Consider the following 21,295-nt stretch of genomic DNA (forward strand, 5'->3'; position numbering starts at 1 on the left):
GGGCGGCGCGGACTTGTCCAGAATTGCGCATTTCTTGCCTGCGCCCTGCCACGGCCAGCAACTGCGGGGGCGCGAGCGTATACTTTGAAAACCTGTTTTTGCAACCGCTTTGACGACCCCATCTCCGACTTGCCGCCCGCCGCCCCGACCATGAACGCCCAGGTGCCGCTTCCCGCGCCCGCCCTCGCCGATACGCCCTTTGGGCTGCATTCGGTGTGCCGCACGCTGAGCGCGGCCAATGCGACGCTGGAGCGCTTTGCCTGGCTAGGCGACCAGTTTGCGGCCGCTGTCTGGACGCGCGTCACGCGCGAGGCCGAAACCGTCTATGACCGGCCGGGCCATCACACGCTGTCGTGCTATCTCGATGGCGGCTATCGCACCGAGCGGCAGAAGCTGCCCGGCGTGTACGGCGCGCCAAGCCGCCTGTGCGCGCTGCCCGGCGACCATGAATCGCGCTGGTGGGTGCGCGGCCACATGCATTTCATGCATCTGTATTTCCTCCCCGAGCACTTCACACAGCGCGCGGTGCGCGAACTCGACCGGGAACCGCGCGAACTCACGCTGGCCGATCGCACGTATTTCGAAGACGAGCGCATTGCCGTGCTCTGCCAGGCGCTGGCCAACGAGAACTGGGCCGATCCAGACGGACTCCTGCGCAGCAACGAAACGGCACACGAAGTGCTGAGCCTGCTGCTGCGCAGCCAGGGCGTGCGGCGCGCAGGCGCGGCCCTCAGGGGCGGGCTCGCCGTATCGACACGGCGGCGCCTGCGCGACTATATCGACGCCCACCTGAGCGAGACACTGACGCTCGGCGCACTGGCCGATGTCGCGTGCCTTTCCGAGTATCATCTCGCGCGCATGTTTCGCGCCTCGTTCGGGCTGCCGCCGCATGCGTGGATCGCGGCCCAGCGTCTGGAGCGGGCCCGCTTGCTGCTGCGCACGACCGCCCTGCCGCTCGCACAAATTGCGGCAGAGTGCGGGTACGCGAACGCGAGCCACTTCAGCCATCGCTTTCGCGACGCGTTCGGCGCCGCACCGAATGTCTATCGTCAAGCATTCCTGAAGTAGTCGTATGTCCCTCGATCCCGTCCGTGCGTGGCCCCATGTTTTGAGGCACCACTGGGTCTTGTCGCGTCTACCGGGCCTGCCTATCGTGACGTCATGCCTTCGACGTTCACTGCAAAGAGCCCGCCATGTTCAGAACCATCGTCGAACAGACTTCGCGCTTTAGCGCGATTGCCCCCTTGTCGCCCGCTCTGCGCGCAATCTTGCGCGGCGTCGCCATTCTGGTTGCGGCAGTCATGGCGCTCATGTTCGGGCCAGACAGCACCCGCGCCAATCTTGCGCTGTGTCTTGCATCGCAGTCCGAATCACATTCGAAGAGCGGAAAGATCGATTCGCACAGCACCCAGTCCGCCCAGTCCCTCGCAATCGAACGTTGCCTCGACTAGCCGCGATGCTCCACCAGCAAAAATCCCCCATACGGCCGAGGCTTTGTCACAATGGGCGCTACGCGCCGGCAATGAGGCGCCTTGTCAAAGGAGATCGTGATGGCGGAGCTTGTGACTTGCCTGTGGTTCGATGAAGGTAGAGCACGCGAAGCGGCGGAGTTCTATGCCGCGACGTTTCCGGACAGCCATGTCGGGGCTGGCCATGTTTCCCCGATACCCGGCATCGGCGCGGGGGCGGAACTGGTGGTCGAATTCACGGTGCTCGGCCGGCGCTTCGTGGGCCTGAACGGCGGCCCCAACTTCCAGGCGAACCAGGCCGTGAGCTTCATGGTCGAGACCCACAGCCAGGAAGAGACCGACCGCTACTGGAACGCCATCGTCGGCAACGGCGGCGAGGAGTCGGACTGTGGCTGGTGCAAGGATCGCTGGGGATTTTCGTGGCAGATCACGCCGAAGCGCCTGCTCGAATGCGTCTTCGGTGCCGATCGCGAGGCCGGCAAGCGCGCGATGGAAGCGATGATGACAATGCGCAAGATCGACATCGCCGCAATCGAGCGCGCCGCTGCCGCAAAGTAAGCAGCACACCGGAGTCCTGCAGTCGCCATCCCGTTGCCGCATAGCTGGCATGCGGATGGCGCCAGCATGGCGTGCGCGTCATATCAGGCGCATAAAGCGCCAGGCAAACCGCGCGCAAGGAACGATACCTGCGAGATGCCCTCGTACGCACAAGGGCGGCGCGACGATACGTGAGCCGCCGCCCGGCCATTCATCGAGCGGTCGACGCCAGCCTGAGCGGCGCCGCCGCGATGCTTGCGAGGGCACCATGGCGTCTCGCCAGGGGCGTTCGATCGAAGTCGACTTTTTCCGCGGCGTCGTGCTGATCGTGATCGTGCTCGATCACATTCCGGGCAGCGCCTTGTCGCAGCTGACGATGCACGCTTACGCGCTGTGCGACTCCGCCGAAGTGTTCGTGTTTCTCGGCGGCTACGCGTCGGCCGCGGCCTTTGTGGCCGTGCGCACGCACCGTGGCGTGAGCGCCGCGCAAGGGCGCTTCCTGCGCCGCAGTTGGGAAATCTACCGAGCCTATCTGCTGACCGCCGTGCTCACGCTGCTCCCGGGCGCGTTACTCGCGCTCCCGCACCTGAATCCTGCTGCCGCCGACCTGAGCGGCTGGGCGTCGTTTGCCACGCATCCAGTGCGCGAAACCTTCCACGTCGTCTTGCTCGCCCGCCAGCCGTATCTGTCGAGCGTGCTGCCAATGTATGTCATATTGGCGCTGTGCGTGCCCGCGGCCGTGCCCTTCGCCCGCCGCGCGCCACTCGCCACTCGCCGCGCTGATCTGCAGCCTGCTGCTTTGGGCCTTCGCGCCGCTGCTGGCTGCGCTCGTCGGCGCGAGCACGTTCGCGAACTGGCCGTTCAACCCATTTGCGTGGCAGTTGATGTTCGTATTCGGCATGCTCTGCCGGCTGCACCCGGTTCCGCCCGGCTTCAAGACCTCGCAAACCTCGCGCTGGCTGGTACGATGCGCGTTCGCCGCGGTGGTGCTGTTCGCGGCGGTTAAATGGTTCGTCCTGACTCAACCCATACCTGGGACAATGAAACAGCATCTGGCCTTCGCGCGCGTCGTCAACTTTATTGGCATTGCCATGGTGGGGGCGTATTTCGTCCATCGCGGCACGATCGCGCGGATCGCCGCGCGCGTGCCCGCCGTCGTGACCGTGGGCCGCACGGGGCTCGTGTGCTTCGTCGGCGGCACGCTGATCTCTGTGATCGTCGGAACGGCCACGCCACACGCGCTGCACCGTGCGGCCGCGTTCGTGGCGGCGCCGGCCGGCGCCATCGTCGCGATCGGCGCGACGCTCATGCTCGCCCGGGCCTGGCGCGGCACGCTCGGGCGCCAGAAGGAGAAGGCCCGTGCGCGCGTCAACGGAGCCGGCCGCGGATGATACGACGGGGCACGCGCGCACTCGAATCCCTCAAGGCGATCGCCATCGCCACGCTCACGCTCATCGCTAGCGGCCCCGCTTTCGCCCAGCACACGCCTTCGCTGCCGCTGCATTGCACCGACCTTGCCGGCGCGCTACTGCCGCCCGCGAGCATCGGCCTGCCGACCAACGGTGCGCTCGTGCAGAGCGCCGCGATGATCTCCGCGACCGCCACAGGCAATCTCAACGGCGACTTCTGCCGCTTGACCGGCGTGATCCGCGCCCAGAGCGCCGGGACGCCGGACATCCGCTTCGAAGTGAACCTGCCGAGCCGCTGGAACGGCCGCGCGCTGCAATTCGGCGGTGGCGGCTACAGCGGCGTCGTGGTGACGGGAACCGGCCCGATGCGCTTCTCGCCCGACCGCGCGCCGCTCGCGCGCGGCTATGCGACCTTCGGTGACGATTCAGGCCACAACGGCACGTCGTCGGAGGCCAACTTCGGACTACTTGAAGAAGCCGTGACCAACTTTGGCTACGCGCATCTGAAGAAGGCGCATGACGTTGCGCTCGCACTGATCACGCTGGGCTATGGGCGGCCGCCGGAGCACATGTATTTCGCGGGCGGCTCGACGGGCGGCCGCGAAGGCTACACCGTGATCCAGCGCTATCCCGACGACTACGACGGCGTGATCGCGAATTCGCCCGCGCTGAACTTCTCGGGCGTGCGCCTGACAGGCGTCGTGGTGGGCCAGCACGAATACCGCACGCCGGGCGGTTATCTGTCGCCGCAACTGCTGGAGCATGTGTACGAGCGCGTGATGCAGGTATGCGATACGCTCGACGGCGCGGCGGACGGCCTTATCAGCGACGTCGATTCCTGCCGCGCGAAAGAGCCGGAGATCATCGACTCGCTGCGTTGCTCCTCACAGGATCAGACGGATCGCCAGCACGCCCCCGACGACTGCCTCACGCCGCCGCAGATCGCGACGCTGGAAAGCTTGCGCGACGGCCTGCGCCTGCCCTACGCGCTTGCCTGGAATACCGACACGTATCGCGGCTACAACGTCTTCCAGGGCACGCGCTTCACGAGCATGCTGGGTCTTGCGCATTCACCACAGCGGCTGACCCAGCTGGGGTTCGTCACCAATGGCTACCTGTACGCGCAGGGCGATGCCTACCTCAAATACTTCATCACGCACGACCCGACTTTCGATTCGACGAACTTCGACGTGATGCATCCCGGCCGTTACCGCGAGCGGCTCTTTACGCTGTCGACGACGATCGGCGCGATGAATCCCGACGTGTCGCGCTACATCGCACGAGGCGGCAAGCTCATCACCTTGCAGGGACTCGCCGACGAGGTCATCAGCCCGAACCAGACCATCGCGTATTACCAGGGGCTGGTGGGGCGCTACGGCGAAGAGCGCGTGGACAGCTTCATGCGGCTTTACATGGTGCCGGGCTATCAGCACGGCAACGGTGTGTTCATTCCATCCGTCGATCTGCTCGGCGCGCTCGACGACTGGGTCACGCGCGGCAGCGCGCCGGAAACGCTGTTCACGACCGACATTGCCCAGCCCACGAACGGCCGCACGCGGCCGCTGTGCCGCTACCCGGCGTTTCCGCGCTACTTGGGCAAGGGCAATCTGAATCGCGCGACCAGTTTCACGTGCGTGATGCCGCAATGACCCATGCGCGCTACGCGTCGCGCGCCCGGCTAGCGGCACGCTGAGGCAGCACCACGATGCAGCCGACGACAAAGATCACCAGCAGCGCGGACGCGTAAAAGCGGCTGAAGTGCAGGCCACCATCGGCGACAGGCTTGTCGAGCAGATCGCCCAGCGTCGCGCCGAGCGGACGCGTGAGCACGAACGCGAACCAGAAAATCGCCGTGCGCGACACGCGCGGCCACAACCACAGCAGCGCCACGACAACGAGACCCGCGCCGAAGATCGCAGCGCCGTATTCGTAGCCCACGCCAAGGCCACCGCGGTCTTCGCCCGCCACCCAGTCGCCCAGCGCGGTGCCGAGCGTTTGCGAAAACAGGATCGTAATCCAGTAAAACCACTCGACGCGCGGCGTCGCGACGCTCTCGATCGAAACCGTGCCTTCCACGCGGTACCAGATCGCGAGACTGGCCACGAGCAACAGGAGAATGATCGATACGCCGCCGGGATAGCCTACGCCGAGCGAGCGGTCGCAAAAGTCGGCGAGCGTCGTGCCGAGCGTGGTCGTGGCGACGATCGTCGCCCAATAGAGCCACGGGTAGAAGCGCTGTGCGCGGATCTGCGCCGCAACCAGCACGACGAAGCACGCGAGAAAAATGAGCGTGCCGACCAGATAGCCCAGATTCAGTGACATCGTCACCCAGTCACCGCCGGTTTCGCCGAGCGTGGTGCAAGCAATCTTGATGATCCAGAAGCCGAACGTCACGGCGGGGACCTTGCTGACCGCATCTTCGATGAGACTTTGCGTGGTGGTGGACATGAATACTCCTTGCGCCGCATGAGGGGCGGAACGAAACAACCTGGGACTATAAGCTGCCGTTGCTTAACTAAGCCTTAACCACGGCTGAAGATGCGCTAAACGCGAACCGTTGCCTGCGCATAAGCAAACTCTAAGGTTGGCTGCGTAGTCTGGGGACATGCGCCGTAGTGATCGGACTGCGCAAGAACGAATGAGCGTCTGCAAAACCGTTTTTGCAATCCGCACATTTTTTAGTCATCCGAATCAATTTTATTATTTGGAGTCGTACATCATGAAACTTCTACTTGCTACTGCTATTGTCTCGATCGGCGTCGTATTGTCCCCCGCCGTCTTCGCACAGAACACCGAACCCGCGGCACAAACCAGACAGATGCAGCAACCGGCAAACCCGCAGCACGCCAGCACGCAACGCACCGACGACTCCGGCTATGGGATGGAAAGCTCGGGCACGTCGAATGCCTCGGTGGCGCAAACGTCGCGCCACGGCGCATTCATGTCACACGAGGGCCGCAACGATCTGTTCGCGCATCATTGATGTGCGAACAGATCGCGCCGGCTGGCATGCCATTGGCCTGAAGCGCGGCACATGCGTGATTTCACCCGCCGCCGCGCCGCTTGTCGTGCGCCAGTTCGTTCGGCGGCATGGCGTCGCTTTCCTGCAGGGGTTCGCCGGCAAGGCGGCGCTTGCCGGCCTGATCGCTGGCGACACGCGACGTTTCTCCTTCTGCGTCATATTCGGCGGCAACCTGTTTTTCGGCGCGGCTCCAGTATTCATCCGCCCGACCTTCCGGCGCGCCGTCGTCTTCCCAGAGTTGATAAGCGCGTCGGCGAACGCGCTCTTCCCGTTGGTCATTCATGGTCATTCCCTCCGATGTGCGCGCGTAAGCAGTACTGCAACCGCGTGGCCCGGGTTGCCGATGGCGCGCTGCCTGTGCAGCGAGCAAACACGGTGCCCGACGCGTGCGTCATACTTACGCCACTCTCGTCGAATCCCTGTTGAAGAAGATCGCTCATGACCGAAACGAACACGCTACGTCCCTTCGCTTTCGTCCTTGCCGTCCAGGACCTCGAGCGCAACGCCGCCTACTTTCGCGACATGCTCGGCTTTCGCGTGGATTGGGCCGACTCGACCGACTGGCGCATCGTCGCGAGGGGCGACGTACGGATCATGCTCGGCCATTGCCCCGATGCGTTGTCCCCAGCGGCAACGGGAGACCATAGCGACTTTGGTTATCTGGAAGTCGACGACGTGAACGCGTTACATCAGGAAATCGTGCAGAAAGGGGCCATCGTCCTGCAGCCTCCAGTCGATCGCCCGTACGGCATGCGCGAATGCACTGTGGCCACACCGAATGGCCACCGGTTCGTAGTGGGTCAATCCATGGCTTGAGCAACGCTCGACCACAAGTGTTTCCTAACATCCGCACGCCCTATCAACGCGACACGGCGAAACCAATGCGCGCCGCCCAGCGGTGCTGATTGTAATCGAGAAGATCCTCGGCGTAGCCGTTGAAATAGTTGAGAAACAGATACCCGCCCCATGCATTGCCGAATAGCTTGGCGAGTGGGTATGTAAATTGCACATCGACGCTCCCATAGGTCGACCTCGTGCCCTTTCTCAGGGTCGTCGCGAGTTGCCAGCCGTCAGGGCTGCCATATTTGAACAGCAGATCGACATAGCCGCGATAGTGGGCAATATCCCCATTCGTCTCCTGGATGTGCTCGTAGGCGTAGATTTTCGGCTCGATGGTCAGGTGGTTGGCGTTGAGGTCGCCGAAATCCCAGATCGGCTTCACGTAAATGATGTCGACGCCGCGCGACCCGGGACCGGCGGTCCCGTTCGACTCGTGCTCGTAGCCCGACTCGATGCCCATCCGGGTGAACCAGTTGGTCCGCCACCCCGTGTCCTCGAGGTAGTAGAAAAGCGCGGGCATGTAGCTCGTATCGTGGAACGGCGACTCATCCCCGCGGATATCCCAGAGCGAAGTCTGCGTGTAGGCAAAATAGAGGTTGTCAAGGAAACCGCGTGAACGCGGATCGTCCGGCAAGACAAAGCGAAATTTGATGCTGATCTGGAATCTTGCGAGATCCGCATCGCTCGAGGACCAGCCGTCCGCGAAATAATTCGGCTGGTAGAAAGAAAGACGGCCTGCCAGGAAAGTGCCAAGCTCGGGCACGAGCGAATTCGAAGGCTTCACAGTCGAAGGCGGCATTTGTGCGGCGAGCGACTCGTTGCCCGCCATCGGCCCTTCGGCGGACCCAATGGCCAGCGGGGTGGATGCGGGCGCAACGGCCGCCGCGGTTGCAGGGGCTGGCGCGGGCGCATTCGCCGTGGCTTCGCGCGGCTTGCGCGTGAGCAGGACCACTGAAGGCGAGACGTCCACGCCGGGCACGTCCACTCGCACGGCGCCGCGCGCCCACTCGGGCCAGGGCGCGCGATAACTCACCGCCTTCATTTCGCCAGCCGCGAGCCGCACATGCTCGGGCGCACCGGATTCGCGCGTGAGCAGCACGGCCCTCGGCAACTGCTCACCGTTGGTGAGCGTAATGCTCAGGGTGCGCGGCACGTCGACCGAGGTGCCGATAGGCGTGTCGCCCGTGTAGACGATCGTCACCACGAGCGGCTCGTCGGACCTGGCCTCGCGCGGCGGCCGCATGATCGACACGGCGGCGCGGCTCGCAGGCATATAGCCCGCAAGCGTGGCCACGGCCAGTGTCAGGCACGCCAGCCTTGCCCAAGGCAGCCGGACGCCTTGTTCGGAACGGGAAGCGGAAATCCTGCAAGATGCCATTCGACTCTCCACGTTGCCTCCTTGTATCGCCAGAATGATTCGCCGCGCGGCGAATCCAGCCGATGCTTTTCTGCGAGTGAAGCGTGGTGCACTCGGGAATCGCGCCCTATTCCCTGTTATTCGCTGTTACATAGAGGATGCCGAAATTGCTTGCCGCCGCTGCTATGATCAAAACGGTTCGTTCCGACTTGCCGGCCATTGCCGGCGAATGCTTTTCGCGAGGGCTGACAATGAAACCTGTCCTGCTTGCGCTAGCCCTGCTCGGCACTTCCACGTGCTGGGCGCAGGCCAGCGCTCCGGCTGCGTCGTCGCATCAGCATCACGTTGAAACCGTCGACGACCGCGTGAAGGAATTGCATGCCGAACTGAAGATTACTCCCGCAGAAGAGGATCAGTGGGCGAAAGTGGCCGACGTCATGCGCAATAGCGCCAAAACGGTGGATGATCTGATTCAGCAGCGGCACGATAGTGCCCAGCAGCAAACCGCGGTGGAGAACCTTCAATCGTGGAACCAGATCGCCCAGGCGAATGCCGACGGCAGCAAGGCGATGCTCGATGCCTTCTCGGCACTTTACGCGGCCATGCCCGACTCGCAGAAGAAGCTTGCGGACGCCGCTTTCCGGCCCACTGAAGCGCACACGAAATAACCAGCCGCGAGCGCTGGCAACGCGCGCTCGCGACGGAGGATCGGCGATGAAACTCCGTGTGTTGAAGTTTGCATTCCTTTGTATCGCAACGACGCTGTGCGCGATGCAAACCGCACAGGCGCGTGTGAACGTCAATGTGGGCGTGGGCATCGGTATTCCGGGGGCGTTCTACGCGCCGCCGCCGCCCGTATTCTTCATGCATCCCGCCGCGCCGATGTGGCCGCCTCCCGTCGTGTATTCGCGCCACGGCTTTTCACCGTGGCACCGTCCTCCGCATTTCATGGGTCCGAGACACGTCCGGCATCCCGGCTGGGGACCGCCGCCGCCACGCTGGCGCTAGAGGCCCCCCTGCTCGACTACGCAGTAAACAAAAAAAACCACGGCTCGCGAAAGCCGTGGCTCACCTCACGCCTCAGCTGTATCAGGCGCCGAGTGCGGGATCGCTATAGCTCGGGCGGCCCGTCTCGACGTGGCCCGCAACGCGGCGCACGAACGTCGCATCGCTATCGACCGTGATCGTCAGGTCGTACCAGCCGTGCGCGTTGCGCAGGTCGAGATAGAGCTGCTCGGTGTCGCCGCCGGGCACGGTGCGCTGGATCTTCGTGCCCGGGTCATACGCGTTGACGATCGTGAACTGGCAGCGCGCGCCGCCCTTGTTCTCGAGGCGCAGTTGCAGGTTGCCGTTCGCCACGTCGTAGCCCTCGGCCACTTCGGGGCGCGCCGTTTCGTTGCCGCCGAACCAGCCCGTCTTGACCTGCGTGCCCGCGAAACGGCGCAGAAACCCGTTCGGCCCATGCACACTGAAGTCGTATGCGCCGCTCACGCCAATCGCGAACTTGTCCTGCAGATGCTTGCCGGCTTCGACCGTATAGGTGCGCGGCGCGTCGGTGCTGCCCGCCGTGTAGACGAGGAACACGGCACCGGCGCGACCCGAATTGACGAAGCGCGTGGTGACGTCGCCCGAGCCGGCATTGGCATCGAAGCGCACGAACAGCTCGTACGGCAGCGCGCGTGCGTTGCGCACGCCCGCTTCCTGCTTCGGCACGCTGCCCACGACCGGCGGCACCGGCACGTAGTCGGGATGACGGAGCTTGTCGGGCGGCGCATAGCCCGTCGTGGAGGGCAGCGCGGGAATCGCCGCGTTAGGCGTGGCGAAGTTGAATGCCGACGTGAGGTCGCCGCACACGGCGCGGCGCCACGGCGTGATGTTCGGCTCACGCAGGTCGTGATGCAGACCGAAGCGCTTCTCGATGAAGCGGATCACGGAAGTATGGTCGAACGTCTCCGAGCACACCCAGCCGCCGCGCGACCACGGCGAGACGACGAGCATCGGCACGCGCGGTCCGAGGCCATACGGGCCGCCCGCGTACGTGCTGCTGCCCGGAAAAATTTCGTTCGTCGTGTCGACGGTCGAGAGGCCGTTCGCGCTCGAAGCCGGCGGAAACGGGGGCGCCAGGTGATCGAAGAAGCCGTCGTTCTCGTCGTAGTTCACGAGCAGCACGGTCTTGCTCCAGAGGTCCGGGTTCGACGTGAGGATCTGCAGCACCTGGTCGACGTACCACGCGCCATAGTTCGCGGGCCAGTTCGGATGCTCCGAGTACGCCTCGGGCGCAACGATCCACGAGACCTGCGGCAGCGCGTTGTTCGCCACGTCCTGCTTGAGCACATCGAAATAGCCGCCGCCCGCCAGCACGTTCGTGCCCGTGCGTGCGCGGTCGTACAGCGGATTGCCGGGCTGCGCATTCTGGTATTGATGGAAATACAGGAGCGAGTTGTCGCCGTAATTGCCGATGTACGGATTGTCGCCCGTCCAGCCCCATGAGCCCTTGGCGTCGAGGCCTTCGCCCGCGTCCTGATAGATCTTCCACGTGATGCCCGCGCTCTGCAGGACTTCGGGATACGTGGACCAGCCATAGCCGGCTTCCGCGTTGTCGATCACCGGGCCGCCGCCGCTGCCGTCGTTGCCCACCCAGCCGGTCCACATGTAGTAGCGGTTCGGGTCGGTCGCGGTCATCGTCGAGCAGTGGTACGCGTCGCAAATCGTGAACGCGTCGGCGAGCTGGTAGTGGAACGGAATGTCGTCGCGCGTGAGGTAGGCCATCGTGGTCGTGCCCTTGGCAGGCACCCACTGGTCGTAGCGGCCGCCGTTCCAGGCGGCGTGCGTCGTGGTCCAGTCGTGCGGCAGATCCTGGATGAACTGCAGGCCCAGGTTGGCCGCCGTGGGATGGAACGGCAGCACTTCGCCCGCACCGGCCGCGAGCGGCTGGTTCCACACCGGCTTGCCGGTGGGCAGCGTGATCGCGCGCGTGTCGCCGAAGCCGCGCACGCCGCGCAGCGTGCCGAAGTAATGATCGAACGAGCGGTTCTCCTGCATGAGGATCACGATGTGCTCGACATCGCGGAGACTCCCCGTGCGATTGTTCGCGGGAATCGCGAGCGCATTGCGGATGCCCTGCGGCAGCATCGTCAGGGCGGTGGCCGAACCGGCGCTCATCGCGGCGGTGCGGAGAAAGTCACGGCGGCTTCTCGAGGTCATCTTGTGGTTTCCATCTTCAGGTTGAGAAAGGCACGCACGGCACGCCGCCTTGACGGGCAGCAGGCGGCAACGCCGCGCGGCCGGGTACGTCAATCGGCTGTGTGGATGACAGGTGTGACAAGCGGTTCGATCTGCGCGGCTTGTGTGTCTTGCGCGCTGCCGCCGGCGGGTGGCTTCGCCGGCGAGCGTACGGCGTTCGCGGGCAAGGCTACGCCGGCGTTTGCCATGCTGTTCGCACTATCTGGGAGATTCGATGCGCTCGCATCCGAGGCCAGCGTGAATGCATTGGCGAGCGGCGGGCTCTGTGGGTTGCTGCCTGGCTGCGCCTGCGCGAGTTCGCGTACAGCGTTCGTGGTGAGCGCGGCGCGCGCGTCGCTATCGCGTGCGCTGCATGCGCCAAGCGCACACAGTGCGGCTGCGCATGCAAGCAGCATGGCGGGCGCACGCATCGTCGTGAATGCAGCGGGCAGGCTCAAACGTCTGCGCGACGCGCCTTGCCATGGCAAGCGCGCCGGCGCGGATTCGACCGTCATCGAAGTCTCCGTCCAGATAGAGGCACAACAACGGCTCGAGGAGCGGCCCGAGCGGGGCCTCGCGCGCAGCACAGGCAGCGGCGAGGCAACGCCGAAGCATAGCGAAGCCGCTTTTAAATTTTGTGACGGCGCGTGAGGCCGCTCGCATGGCGGCGCAAGCGGATCAGCCTGGCGCGTTGCGGATCTGCAGTTCCGGGTATCCGGTCGAGGAATCGAGCTCTCGTGAGAAACGATGGCCGGGCAGCAGCACTAGCAGCAGTTCCGCCGTGGTGCGCACGGTGCAGCCGCGCGCGACGTGGCCGCCCAACACGCGGCCTTGCGCGTCGGAGACGGACATGTGCAGGTGGGCGCCATCGGGCGACACCGAGCCCGCGAGCGTGAGGATTTCGAGGTCGCCACGCAATTCGGTCGGCGTTTCGGCGCCGGCGAATCGCAACTGCGCGACGCTCAGGCTGCCGACGCCCTGAATGACGAACGCCGCATGCGAGGCTTGCTGGCCCAGCAAGCTTTCGACGGCGACGCGCAGATCGTCGCCGGGAGACAGCCGTACGGGATGGATTTGCATGCTGGCCTCGGGGTAGTCGTATCCGGCACAGGTTAGGCCGGGACGAAGCATGAGGCAAGCCGCGACATGGGCAACGGCCCGCTCGAAGCGGGCCGCCCTTGAATTCGCGCCTTCACGCACCGATCACGGATGCGCGTAGATAGGACCCAGGCCGGGAATGTCGTGAGGCGCCGAAGCCGTGCCCGCGCCCGCTGCCGACGAACCATTCGCCACGCCGCCGAACGCCGATGCCGCCGCGGCATTCTGCGCACTCACCTTCGCTTCAGCGGCCTCGATATGCTGCGGATAGTCGTTGTAGTCGGCCGCCGGGTTGTAGCCGGCCTGTTGGAGTTGCACCAGTTCGGCGCGGACCTGGGCGCGCGTGAGCGGCTCGGCCGACTGCGCGAAAGAGACGACGGGAACGGCGACGACAGCGGCAACGATCAGCGACTTGATGAGTTTCATGGTATCCACCTGTAAGCAATGAGTTATGTCGGACCACGATTGCGTGGCTCGTGCGTCCAGTCTTTTCGATGTCTGCCTGGTGACGTCGCTGACTGGCATGGGTGTATTTGAACTCCCGCACGTATCCCGCTTGTTTCCGCGAACCCCTGCTTTTGCAAGCCTCCTTGTCCGTAGCCACGGTGGATACACAACGATACAAAACCCTCCCTACTCCCGCATTACTCCCGCATTTCGCTCAGCGACACCCCGTTCGGACGCAGGCGCAGGCGCGTATCGATGCGTTGCCACGGCAAATCGGCGGGGTCGGCGGCCATGGGGCCAGGCGCCTTCGCCACGAGATGCGCCGAGGCTATGGCGTCGAAATCGGCGCGATAGTGGACCGAACTCTTGTTCACCAGAATCTTCATCCGCTCCGGTTGGATACCCGCCGCGCGATACAGATTGCGGTCGAAAATCTGCATCTTGACCGAGCTGACCGCGATCCGCACGCCGTCGATGCGCAGGCACGCCCGCGACGATCGACGACCTGCTTGCGTGGCCGCTCGCGTTGATGCCGGGCACTTTCGGCATCGGCCATCTCGCGAACATGCTGGCGTTCGCGGAAAACATCGAGATACGCGCGACGCTCACCACGAATTCGCTTACCGCGCTCAAGCGTTTTGTCGCCGTGGAAAACTTCGCGACGCTGATCGGCGAATTTGCCGCCTCGCGCGAGATCGAGGCCGGCGAACTCGTGACCGTGCCGATCGATCACGCGCTCTTTCAAGGCACGAAGGCGCGCGTGCTCGTGAAGTCGGGGCGGCCGCTCGTCGCGGCCGCGCATGAGTTGCTCGACTGGATCCTGCAGCGCATGACGATGTTTCAGCCGGAGGGATAAAGGCGGGCTCAACTCGGGTGCGCCTGCGCGCCGTCACCCGAACCGCACGCAATACACCGGCGGCAAATGCGCCGAAACGAGCCGCCAGTTTTCGCCGCCGTCGTCCGAGGTCCAGAGCGCGCCCGTGGTCGAGCCCATGGCGAGGCGCGTGCCGGATTCGTCGATGTCGAGTCCGTGCCGGTACACGAGGTCGTATGCCGGTGCGCTCGGCAAGCCGTTCGAGAAGCGCTCGAACGTGCGCCCGCCGTCGCGCGTGCGCGTGACGACGAACTGGCCATTCACGGGAACGCGGTACTGGTCTTTTTGCGCCGGCACGAACCACGCGGTGTCCGGCTCGCGCGGATGCACAGCGACCGCAAAACCGAAACTCGACGGCTGCGCTTCTATGCGCCGCCAGTGCGCCGCGCCATCGGTCGAACGGAAGATCGCGCAGTGATGCTGGGTCCACAGCACATCCGGATTCGCCGCGCATTGCACGACGCGGTGCGGGTCCTGCGCGTTGGGCTCGCCGCGCCGCTCGGGCGGCATGTAGTCGGCTTCCATGCCTTCGGCAGTGAGGCGCCAGTTCGCGCCGCCGTCGACCGTCTGCCAGACGCCGCCGCACGACACGCCCACCGTCACGTGCCGGCTGTCGCGCGGATCGACCATCACCGAGTGAATGCCTGGCGCGTCGTAGCCGCCGCCCGCCCATTCGCGCCGCTCCGGGCGGTCCCACAACGGACGGTTGAGTGCCCAGCTGTCGCCGCCGTCGGCGGAACGGAACAGGCCGCCAGGGATCGTGCCCGCCCACAGCACGCCCGGCTCGTCCGCGCCGCCCGGTTCGAGCGACCAGATCTGCTGGAGCGACCACGGCGCGGGCAGGCGGCCCAATGCGTCCGGTTCGCTGGCCTGAATGTCGTCGGCCGGCTGTGGCGGATAGACGGGGACCGCGCATTCTTCCCAGTCCGCCATGCCCGCACGCCGGCGATGCAGCTTCACGCCGAAGTGGCCCAGATTGAGTGCGGCATAGAGCGAGCCGTCGCGCGCGTCGGGCATCACCATGCTCACCGGCTCGCCGACGAATTCAGGTTCGCCGATTGTCCAGCCGCCCTCTCCATCGGCTTCCAGAACGAACAACCCCTTGCGGGTTGCGACCAGCAGTCGATCGCTCATCTCGCGTGCCCTCCTGTCGAGCCAAAGTCGGCGCTCTGGTCCCATGCAAAGCTGCGTCTCATCCGCCGGACAGCGCCTGCACGACGTACACCCGGCTCTGCTCGCCGAGCGCGTCGCTCAAATGCTCCCGGTCGCGTAGCCGAACACCGTCCACGAACACCGCCAGATGCTTACGCAACGCGCCCTGATCGTCGAGGATATAGCCGCGCAAACGCGGCTGCTCGGCAAACACGGCATCGAACGCTTCGCGAAGCGTGTGCGCGTCGATCTCGCGCTCGGGCGTCGCGACGTGCCGCTGAATCGAAGCTGCGAAGAAAAGGTGCGCCATGGCGGGCCGGCGGTGCGGAAGTAGCCGCATCCGCCGGTTCTGTAGTGTAGGCCATCCACCGTGGGCGTCGAGTCGTTGGCACGCGCCGAAGCCGAAGTTCCGCGGTGCAGCGCAACACGCGCGGCGTGGCCCGTCCAGGCCCGCCGGATCCAAAGCCAGCCGTTACGGCGCGCTGCCTTCGGGCTTGGACTTGCCGTGCAGGCACGGTGTCGGCAGACGCATGCGGTACAGGGAGATCGCCTGGATCGTGAGCACGCAGAGAATTGCTGTCCCGTAGGCCGCCAGCAGGTTCCAGTGCGTGAGCGTGAGGCTCAGCACGAAGAAGAACGACGCGAAACCCAGCAGTCCTGTGGTCATGCCGCGCATCAGTTGCTGCGCCGCTTCATGGCCGATCAGACGGTGCGCGAACACGGCGAGGATGATCGCCATGAACGGGAACGACGCGAGCACGCCGCTCGGCTCGGGCCCGACGTAAGGCGCGATCAGTGTCACGCTCACCACGAGGCCGGCAATGAGCATCATGCGCGACGGTAAATCCCACCACGGCGGCGTCAACCGCACCGTCCTTGCCGGCTTGTTGGGAATCAGGTTGAGCGCGAGAGCGATGGCCAGAATGGCGAAGAGATAAAGACCGTTGGCAGGCAGCGCGCTCCATTGCAGCACGAGGGCCACGAGAGCGAACGTCGCGCCTGCACCCGCCAGCGCCAACTTCCACCCGCGCGTCGCGAGCCGGCAATAGACGACGCAAAATGCCGCCTGCGCAGCTGTTGCGACGAGGGAACCCGCCGTGGCTTGCGCGGCGAACGCCGCTCCGTGCTCGAGCGCGAGAAAAACCGAGACCGGCCCCGAGGTGAGCGGCAGCCCCACGAGCAAGCCGCCAACCGCTTCGCCCCAACGGCGAGCAGCGAGACTGGCGGCCAACAGCAACAACGGCGTAAAGACGAGTTTGAAAAGCAGAAGATCCATGAGGAGCGACGCAATGCGGAGAATGCCAACTGTCAGGAATGCGCCGCGGGCATAGCACTGGTTACGTTACGTCCTGCGGCTTTATGCCCATATTGAATGCCGTCAACGTGTCTGACAAACCATTTGTCGTCATATAATGTGTGAGCAAAACTCACACGTGCGTCACGCACCCAGCTCCATGTTCGACCGCCTTCCCCCGCTGCAAACCCTGCGCGCCTTCGAAGCCACCGGGCGGCTCCTCAGCATGACGCTGGCGGCGCAGGAACTGCACGTCACGCATGGCGCGGTGAGCCGGCACATCAAGACGCTCGAAAACCATCTGGGCGTGGCGCTGTTCCAGCGGCTCACGCGGCGCATCGTTCTGACCGAGGCAGGCGCCGAGTTCCTGCTGGCCGTGAACCGCGCGCTCGCTGAATTGACCAAGGAGTCCGAGCGCCTGCGCACGCACGACAGCGTCACGCGTCTGAAGATCAATGCCAGCGTGTCCTTCGCGAACCGCTGGCTCGCGCCGCGCCTGCATCGCCTCAAGACACGCCATCCGGAACTCGACGTCCACCTCGACGTGACCGACAAATACGTCGATCTCAACGACTCGGATGTCGATGTGGCGATTCGCTACGGCAGCGGACGCTATCCGCGCGTGCTGGCCGAGCGCATTCTGGACGAGACCGTGACGCCGGTTTGCAGTGCTGACTATCGGGCGAAGATCGGCGGCATGGCATCGGTAGAGAGCCTCGCGCGCTGCACCTTGCTGCACGAGGGCGGCATGCTCGCGAACTGGGAGCAATGGCTGGCGCTGGCGGGGTTGAGCGGCGTGCGCAGCGATCGCGGCACGGCCTACAGCCATGGGAGCCTCGCAATCGAGGCGGCAATCCGCGGAGAAGGCGTCGCGCTGGGGCGCAGCGTGATCGTGGCGGACGATATCGCGGCCGGCCGGCTGGTCGCGCCGTTCCCGCAGTTGCGTCTCGAGTCCGAGCGCGGCCATGACCTCGTCTACCGCATCGGCAGCCGCGACGACCCCAAGGTGCGTGCCGTGCGCGACTGGCTCGCCGACGAAATCCGCCTCTTTCTCGCCCAGGCCGGTTGAGGGCAACGCGGGCGCAAGGCGCGATCCGGTCAGTAGCCGAGCGCCACCTTGGCGAGCATGCCGCACGCCACGCACACCAGAATGCCAGCGAAGCCCATCTGCGTATGCCGCGAGGAAACGCGGTGAGAAACGTGACGCCCCAGCATCATGCCGGCGACGGTCGCGACGCTGAACCACAGTGTGAGGTCGAGCCGCAGCGGCACGCCGTGCAGCACCGTCGCCACCACGCCGCCGGAGCCCACGAGCGCGATGACCATCAACGACGTCGCGACGATGCCGTGCATGGAGATGTTCGTGAGCTTGCGCAGCATGGGCACGATGATGAAGCCGCCGCCCACGCCGAGCAGGCCCGTCATCAGTCCCGTCAACGCGCCGGTAGACGCCAGCGCGAGCGCCGTCGCCTTCGACCACACGAGGCGGCCGGTGTCGGGATTGACGCGGCCCACGCAAAGCGGCGACGCTTCGGGCAGCGCGCGCTTTTTCCCGATGGTCTGACGCAGCAGCCGCCCGGCTACGAACAGCATCACGCCGGCGAAAAGCGCGAACAGCAGGCGTTGCGGCATGGCTTGAGCGAGGCGCACGCCGAGCCACGTGGTCGGCACGCCCGCGAGCGCCATGCAGAACGCCGCGCGATAGCGCACGAGACGGTTGCGGAAGGCTTCGAGCGCGCCGATGCCCGCGCTGCTCGCCACGGCGATCAAGGCGACCGGCGTGGCCTGCTGCATGGGCCAGCCCATTCCCACCACGATGGCCGGCACGGCGAGAATGCCGCCGCCGGCGCCCGTGAGTCCCAGCAACGCGCCGATCATGGCGCCGAGTACGAGTGAAACGATCATCGGGTTTCGATGTTCATCGTGACCTTGACCGCCGGGATCAAGCGGGCACAGCGGCCGCTGCGGCCGGCAGACACGGCGCCACAGCACGACGAATGCAGTCCACCGCGAAATCGACGTCTTCCGGCTTCGTGAAGCGCCCGAGGCTTAAGCGCACCGTGCGGTTTGCCGCCTCTTCGCCAACCCCGATGGCCGTGAGCACGTGCGAAGGCGTACCCGCAGCCGAGTTACAGGCCGAAGTCGACGAGATCGCGAGGTCGCCGGTCAGCAGGAACGGGAAGAAGCCCGGCAGATCGATCGTGAGGCTCAGCGTATGGGGAATGCGCGTGGCGCGCGCGGCGTTGAGCGTGACGCCCGGCAACGCGAGCACCTCGGCCAGCAGGCGCTCGCCGAGGTGCGCAATGCGCTCGCTGTCCGCTTGCAGCGCCTCGCGCGCAATCACGCACGCCACGCCCATGCCGACGATCTGATGCGTGGCCAGCGTGCCCGAGCGCAGGCCGCGCTCGTGGCCGCCGCCGTGCATCTGCGGCGCGATGCGCTCGAACGCCTCGTGACTCACATAGATCGCGCCGATGCCCTTCGGCCCATACACCTTGTGCGCCGACATCGAAAGGAGGTCGATGCCCATTGCTTTCACGTCGATGGGCGTCTTGCCGAGCGCCTGCGCCGCATCGACGTGCAGCAGCGCGCCGGCGGCATGGACCACGCGCGCAATCGCTGCGACGTCCGTGAGTGTGCCCAGTTCGTTGTTGACCAGCATGAACGACACGAGACCGGTGTCGGGCGTGAGCGCGGCGGCCACGGCCTGAGCCGTGATTTCGCCGTGCGCGTCCGGCGCGAGCCGCGTGACGGCCATGCCGCGCGCTTCGAGGCTCGTCATCGTGTCGAGAATGGCCTTGTGCTCGAGCTGGCTCGTGATGAGATGGCGCTTTTGCGTCGCGCGCTCCGCATAGCCCTTGAGCGCGAGATTGTTCGACTCGGTCGCGCCGGACGTCCAGACGATCTCGCCGGCCTCGGCGCCGATGAGCGCCGCCACGTCCTTGCGCGCCTGCTCGACGAGCCGCCGCGCCCGCTGGCCCGCGCCGTGCGAGCTGGAGGCAGGATTGCCGAAGTCGCCTTCCATGCCCAGACAGCCGAACATCGCCTCGATCACCCGCGGGTCCGCCGGGGTGGTCGCGGCATAGTCAAAGTAACGCAAATCGCCCTTCTCGCTCATCTTCGTTTCTCGCACACCGGAATGTCGAAAATGCTACGCGTCGGGCGCTAAAAAATGGTTCCAAAATTAAGCGGATTCTCCAAAGGACGGAGTATCCATTTCTCCTCGACCGGCCTGTCGCGAAATGAAATTCTCGACACGCGCGGCGATGCAGCGTGGCGACTCGGAGCCGATCGCACCCTCAATCGGGCATGCACACTCACGCAAGGTGGGCGACAGCGTAAGCGAGTACCGTGTCCACTGCACGCCACGCGAGTGAGAAAAACACCCGAAAAATGCGTGTCCGATGCCGTCCCGCCTCCCGCCCACCTCCGCGAGGTTCGCCATGCCGCTTTCCCGTCGCCACTTCCTCGAACTGAGCCTCGCCGCGGGCAGCACCGCCTGGTACGCGCCGCGCGGTGCGATGGCTGCGGAGATGCAGGCCATGCCCGAAGACCCGCAAGCGATGCAAACGGCCCAGCGCGGCGGGCTCTACGCGAGCCTGCGCGACTCCAACGCCACGCAGCTGCCGCCCGAAGCATTCACACAGCGCTTCTTCTACTCGAGCGCGCCGCGCGCCACGCCGCAAGGCGCGTGGACCACGGCCGCGCCCTTGCCGCTGCCGCGCAGCGAAATGGCATGGGCGACGAGCGAGGGCGAGCGCATGCATGTGATCGGCGGCTATGGCGCGGGCCAGGTCGCGCGCCCCTATCACCACGTATTCGACGCGGCGCGCGGCGCCTGGCGCAACGCCGCGCCCGTTCCGCGCGGCGCGAATCATATCGGCGTGGCGGCGCTCGACGGCGTGGTCTATGCGATGGGCGGCTTTGTCGAGCAGAACCGCATTGCCGTGCCCGACTGCTATGCCTATGTCGTGGCCGACGACCGCTGGCACGCGATTCACCCGCTTTCGCGCGGCTCGCGCGGCGCGATCTCCGTCGTGGCGCACGACGGCATGCTGCACACGATCGGCGGCCGCGACACGCGCTCGGTGGACTGGCACGAGGCGTACGACCCGCAGAGCGACGGCTGGAAGACGCTCGCGCCCATTCCCGGGCCGCGCGACCACACGGCGGCCGTCTCGCTCGCGGGCTGGATACTCGTGGCCGGCGGGCGCATGGATACGTTCGACTTCAACACCGGCATGCACGTGGCCTACGACGCGGAGCGCGACGCCTGGGAAGAACGCACGCCCATGCCCACACCGCGCTCCGGTCACGGTGGCGCGGCGTGGCGGGAACGGTTCTTCTGCATGGGGGGAGAAGGCACGCGGCGCGTATTCGGGCAGAACGAGGGCTACGATCCGGCCACCGATTCATGGCAGGCCTATGCGCCTATGCTCACGCCGCGTCATGGCATGGGCGCGGCGGTCGTGGGCGATGCGATTCACGTCGCGGGCGGCGGCCCCATGAATGGCGGCATGTTTCAGACTTCGGTGCACGAAGTGTTTTCGCTTTGAGCCTGGGCGTGCTCCGCC

General features: G+C 65.5%; 21 protein-coding genes and 4 pseudogenes. 12 read left to right on the plus strand and 13 right to left on the minus strand.

All coding sequences use genetic code 11. From position 1 onward, the window contains the following. Positions 1–150: 150 nt before the first annotated feature. The 5 genes and pseudogenes from M3A49_RS08200 (at position 151) to M3A49_RS08220 (ending at position 5,064) form a co-directional block, all read left to right on the plus strand. Positions 151–1,068, plus strand: coding sequence for an AraC family transcriptional regulator (locus tag M3A49_RS08200; protein WP_266228300.1), 918 nt, complete (start codon positions 151–153; stop codon positions 1,066–1,068). A 125-nt stretch (positions 1,069–1,193) separates the two neighbouring features. Further along, positions 1,194–1,451, plus strand: a complete 258-nt coding sequence (locus tag M3A49_RS08205; RefSeq protein ID WP_266228249.1) for a hypothetical protein — start codon at positions 1,194–1,196, stop codon at positions 1,449–1,451. A 99-nt stretch (positions 1,452–1,550) separates the two neighbouring features. Next, entirely contained in the window at positions 1,551–2,027 is a 477-nt protein-coding gene (locus tag M3A49_RS08210; RefSeq protein ID WP_028203835.1) for a VOC family protein, read from the plus strand. A gap of 247 nt (positions 2,028–2,274) precedes the next feature. Further along, a pseudogene (gene opgC, locus M3A49_RS08215) lies at positions 2,275–3,397 on the plus strand (OpgC domain-containing protein). Continuing rightward, positions 3,394–5,064 carry a tannase/feruloyl esterase family alpha/beta hydrolase gene (locus M3A49_RS08220; RefSeq protein ID WP_266228250.1) on the plus strand — a complete coding sequence of 557 codons (1,671 nt, stop codon included), beginning with the start codon at positions 3,394–3,396 and terminating at the stop codon, positions 5,062–5,064. Before opgC ends, M3A49_RS08220 begins: the two are co-directional and overlap by 4 nt. Positions 5,065–5,074: 10 nt before the next feature. Here the strand turns inward: M3A49_RS08220 and M3A49_RS08225 are convergent, their stop codons facing one another. After that, the gene (locus M3A49_RS08225) at positions 5,075–5,863 is read right to left on the minus strand and encodes a hypothetical protein (protein ID WP_266228251.1); all 789 of its coding nucleotides are present in this window, start codon (positions 5,861–5,863) and stop codon (positions 5,075–5,077) included. Positions 5,864–6,134: 271 nt separating this feature from the next. On the opposite strand from M3A49_RS08225, the gene M3A49_RS08230 reads away from it, so the two are divergent. Beyond that, complete coding sequence (locus M3A49_RS08230) at positions 6,135–6,398, plus strand: hypothetical protein (RefSeq protein WP_254354465.1); 264 nt, start codon at positions 6,135–6,137, stop codon at positions 6,396–6,398. Between the two features lie 61 nt (positions 6,399–6,459). Here the strand turns inward: M3A49_RS08230 and M3A49_RS08235 are convergent, their stop codons facing one another. Continuing rightward, on the minus strand, positions 6,460–6,726 hold the full coding sequence (locus M3A49_RS08235; protein ID WP_416338932.1) for a DUF2934 domain-containing protein: 267 nt from the start codon (positions 6,724–6,726) through the stop codon (positions 6,460–6,462). Positions 6,727–6,875: 149 nt separating this feature from the next. Here M3A49_RS08235 and M3A49_RS08240 point away from each other — a divergent pair, with 149 nt between their 5' ends. After that, positions 6,876–7,253 (plus strand): VOC family protein, encoded by a 378-nt coding sequence (locus tag M3A49_RS08240; RefSeq protein ID WP_266228252.1) that lies wholly within the window; start codon positions 6,876–6,878, stop codon positions 7,251–7,253. Between the two features lie 43 nt (positions 7,254–7,296). Here M3A49_RS08240 and M3A49_RS08245 read toward each other — a convergent pair whose 3' ends face one another. Next, entirely contained in the window at positions 7,297–8,571 is a 1,275-nt protein-coding gene (locus tag M3A49_RS08245; protein ID WP_266228253.1) for a phospholipase A, read from the minus strand. A 230-nt stretch (positions 8,572–8,801) separates the two neighbouring features. On the opposite strand from M3A49_RS08245, the gene M3A49_RS08250 reads away from it, so the two are divergent. Then, positions 8,802–9,302: a Spy/CpxP family protein refolding chaperone gene (locus tag M3A49_RS08250; protein WP_266228254.1), complete on the plus strand. Its 501-nt coding sequence runs from the start codon at positions 8,802–8,804 to the stop codon at positions 9,300–9,302. A gap of 46 nt (positions 9,303–9,348) precedes the next feature. Beyond that, entirely contained in the window at positions 9,349–9,642 is a 294-nt protein-coding gene (locus tag M3A49_RS08255) for a hypothetical protein (protein ID WP_035512844.1), read from the plus strand. A gap of 81 nt (positions 9,643–9,723) precedes the next feature. On the opposite strand, the gene M3A49_RS08260 is transcribed toward M3A49_RS08255, so the two are convergent. The 5 genes and pseudogenes from M3A49_RS08260 to M3A49_RS08280 all read right to left on the minus strand — a co-directional run. Then, positions 9,724–11,838, minus strand: coding sequence for a phosphocholine-specific phospholipase C (locus M3A49_RS08260; RefSeq protein ID WP_266228255.1), 2,115 nt, complete (start codon positions 11,836–11,838; stop codon positions 9,724–9,726). A gap of 89 nt (positions 11,839–11,927) precedes the next feature. Then, positions 11,928–12,371 (minus strand): hypothetical protein, encoded by a 444-nt coding sequence (locus M3A49_RS08265; protein WP_028203826.1) that lies wholly within the window; start codon positions 12,369–12,371, stop codon positions 11,928–11,930. A 163-nt stretch (positions 12,372–12,534) separates the two neighbouring features. Then, positions 12,535–12,936 (minus strand): PPC domain-containing DNA-binding protein, encoded by a 402-nt coding sequence (locus tag M3A49_RS08270; protein WP_266228256.1) that lies wholly within the window; start codon positions 12,934–12,936, stop codon positions 12,535–12,537. Positions 12,937–13,059: 123 nt separating this feature from the next. Continuing rightward, entirely contained in the window at positions 13,060–13,380 is a 321-nt protein-coding gene (locus M3A49_RS08275; RefSeq protein WP_266228257.1) for a DUF4148 domain-containing protein, read from the minus strand. A 218-nt stretch (positions 13,381–13,598) separates the two neighbouring features. Continuing rightward, positions 13,599–13,889, minus strand: a pseudogene (locus M3A49_RS08280) (MlrC C-terminal domain-containing protein); the annotation flags it as partial. On the opposite strand from M3A49_RS08280, the pseudogene M3A49_RS08285 reads away from it, so the two are divergent. Next, positions 13,856–14,242 (plus strand): annotated as a pseudogene (locus M3A49_RS08285) (LysR substrate-binding domain-containing protein); the annotation flags it as partial. The pseudogenes M3A49_RS08280 and M3A49_RS08285 sit on opposite strands and share 34 nt — an antisense overlap. A 48-nt stretch (positions 14,243–14,290) precedes the next feature. On the opposite strand, the gene M3A49_RS08290 reads toward M3A49_RS08285, so the two are convergent. The 3 genes from M3A49_RS08290 to M3A49_RS08300 form a co-directional block, all read right to left on the minus strand. Next, the gene (locus tag M3A49_RS08290; protein ID WP_266228258.1) at positions 14,291–15,409 is read right to left on the minus strand and encodes a WD40/YVTN/BNR-like repeat-containing protein; all 1,119 of its coding nucleotides are present in this window, start codon (positions 15,407–15,409) and stop codon (positions 14,291–14,293) included. Positions 15,410–15,467: 58 nt separating this feature from the next. Continuing rightward, positions 15,468–15,737: a MoaD/ThiS family protein gene (locus M3A49_RS08295; RefSeq protein ID WP_266228259.1), complete on the minus strand. Its 270-nt coding sequence runs from the start codon at positions 15,735–15,737 to the stop codon at positions 15,468–15,470. 162 nt (positions 15,738–15,899) lie between these two features. Next, the gene (locus M3A49_RS08300) at positions 15,900–16,703 is read right to left on the minus strand and encodes a hypothetical protein (RefSeq protein ID WP_254357168.1); all 804 of its coding nucleotides are present in this window, start codon (positions 16,701–16,703) and stop codon (positions 15,900–15,902) included. Between the two features lie 178 nt (positions 16,704–16,881). On the opposite strand from M3A49_RS08300, the gene gcvA reads away from it, so the two are divergent. After that, the gene (gene gcvA, locus M3A49_RS08305) at positions 16,882–17,790 is read left to right on the plus strand and encodes a transcriptional regulator GcvA (RefSeq protein ID WP_266228260.1); all 909 of its coding nucleotides are present in this window, start codon (positions 16,882–16,884) and stop codon (positions 17,788–17,790) included. Positions 17,791–17,819: 29 nt separating this feature from the next. On the opposite strand, the gene M3A49_RS08310 is transcribed toward gcvA, so the two are convergent. Beyond that, positions 17,820–18,626 (minus strand): sulfite exporter TauE/SafE family protein, encoded by an 807-nt coding sequence (locus M3A49_RS08310; protein ID WP_254357166.1) that lies wholly within the window; start codon positions 18,624–18,626, stop codon positions 17,820–17,822. 40 nt (positions 18,627–18,666) lie between these two features. Beyond that, a pseudogene (locus M3A49_RS08315) lies at positions 18,667–19,839 on the minus strand (cysteine desulfurase family protein); the annotation flags it as partial. Between the two features lie 325 nt (positions 19,840–20,164). Here M3A49_RS08315 and M3A49_RS08320 point away from each other — a divergent pair. Then, complete coding sequence (locus M3A49_RS08320) at positions 20,165–21,277, plus strand: Kelch repeat-containing protein (protein ID WP_266228261.1); 1,113 nt, start codon at positions 20,165–20,167, stop codon at positions 21,275–21,277. The last annotated feature ends 18 nt before the right edge of the window (positions 21,278–21,295 follow it).

Origin of the sequence: Paraburkholderia sp. CNPSo 3076, from assembly GCF_026343935.1 — a bacterium.
In the GTDB taxonomy this organism is placed as follows: domain Bacteria; phylum Pseudomonadota; class Gammaproteobacteria; order Burkholderiales; family Burkholderiaceae; genus Paraburkholderia; species Paraburkholderia nodosa.

Bases quoted from the DNA above. Each gene is read 5' to 3' on its own strand.
- M3A49_RS08200 (WP_266228300.1), top strand. From the start codon at position 151: ATGAACGCCCAGGTGCCGCTTCCCGCGCCCGCCCTCGCCGATACGCCC.
- M3A49_RS08205 (WP_266228249.1), top strand. From the start codon at position 1,194: ATGTTCAGAACCATCGTCGAACAGACTTCGCGCTTTAGCGCGATTGCC.
- M3A49_RS08210 (WP_028203835.1), top strand. From the start codon at position 1,551: ATGGCGGAGCTTGTGACTTGCCTGTGGTTCGATGAAGGTAGAGCACGC.
- M3A49_RS08220 (WP_266228250.1), top strand. From the start codon at position 3,394: ATGATACGACGGGGCACGCGCGCACTCGAATCCCTCAAGGCGATCGCC.
- M3A49_RS08225 (WP_266228251.1), bottom strand. From the start codon at position 5,863: ATGTCCACCACCACGCAAAGTCTCATCGAAGATGCGGTCAGCAAGGTC.
- M3A49_RS08230 (WP_254354465.1), top strand. From the start codon at position 6,135: ATGAAACTTCTACTTGCTACTGCTATTGTCTCGATCGGCGTCGTATTG.
- M3A49_RS08235 (WP_416338932.1), bottom strand. From the start codon at position 6,726: ATGACCATGAATGACCAACGGGAAGAGCGCGTTCGCCGACGCGCTTAT.
- M3A49_RS08240 (WP_266228252.1), top strand. From the start codon at position 6,876: ATGACCGAAACGAACACGCTACGTCCCTTCGCTTTCGTCCTTGCCGTC.
- M3A49_RS08255 (WP_035512844.1), top strand. From the start codon at position 9,349: ATGAAACTCCGTGTGTTGAAGTTTGCATTCCTTTGTATCGCAACGACG.
- M3A49_RS08260 (WP_266228255.1), bottom strand. From the start codon at position 11,838: ATGACCTCGAGAAGCCGCCGTGACTTTCTCCGCACCGCCGCGATGAGC.
- M3A49_RS08265 (WP_028203826.1), bottom strand. From the start codon at position 12,371: ATGACGGTCGAATCCGCGCCGGCGCGCTTGCCATGGCAAGGCGCGTCG.
- M3A49_RS08270 (WP_266228256.1), bottom strand. From the start codon at position 12,936: ATGCAAATCCATCCCGTACGGCTGTCTCCCGGCGACGATCTGCGCGTC.
- M3A49_RS08275 (WP_266228257.1), bottom strand. From the start codon at position 13,380: ATGAAACTCATCAAGTCGCTGATCGTTGCCGCTGTCGTCGCCGTTCCC.
- M3A49_RS08290 (WP_266228258.1), bottom strand. From the start codon at position 15,409: ATGAGCGATCGACTGCTGGTCGCAACCCGCAAGGGGTTGTTCGTTCTG.
- M3A49_RS08295 (WP_266228259.1), bottom strand. From the start codon at position 15,737: ATGGCGCACCTTTTCTTCGCAGCTTCGATTCAGCGGCACGTCGCGACG.
- M3A49_RS08300 (WP_254357168.1), bottom strand. From the start codon at position 16,703: ATGGATCTTCTGCTTTTCAAACTCGTCTTTACGCCGTTGTTGCTGTTG.
- gcvA (WP_266228260.1), top strand. From the start codon at position 16,882: ATGTTCGACCGCCTTCCCCCGCTGCAAACCCTGCGCGCCTTCGAAGCC.
- M3A49_RS08310 (WP_254357166.1), bottom strand. From the start codon at position 18,626: ATGATCGTTTCACTCGTACTCGGCGCCATGATCGGCGCGTTGCTGGGA.
- M3A49_RS08320 (WP_266228261.1), top strand. From the start codon at position 20,165: ATGCCGCTTTCCCGTCGCCACTTCCTCGAACTGAGCCTCGCCGCGGGC.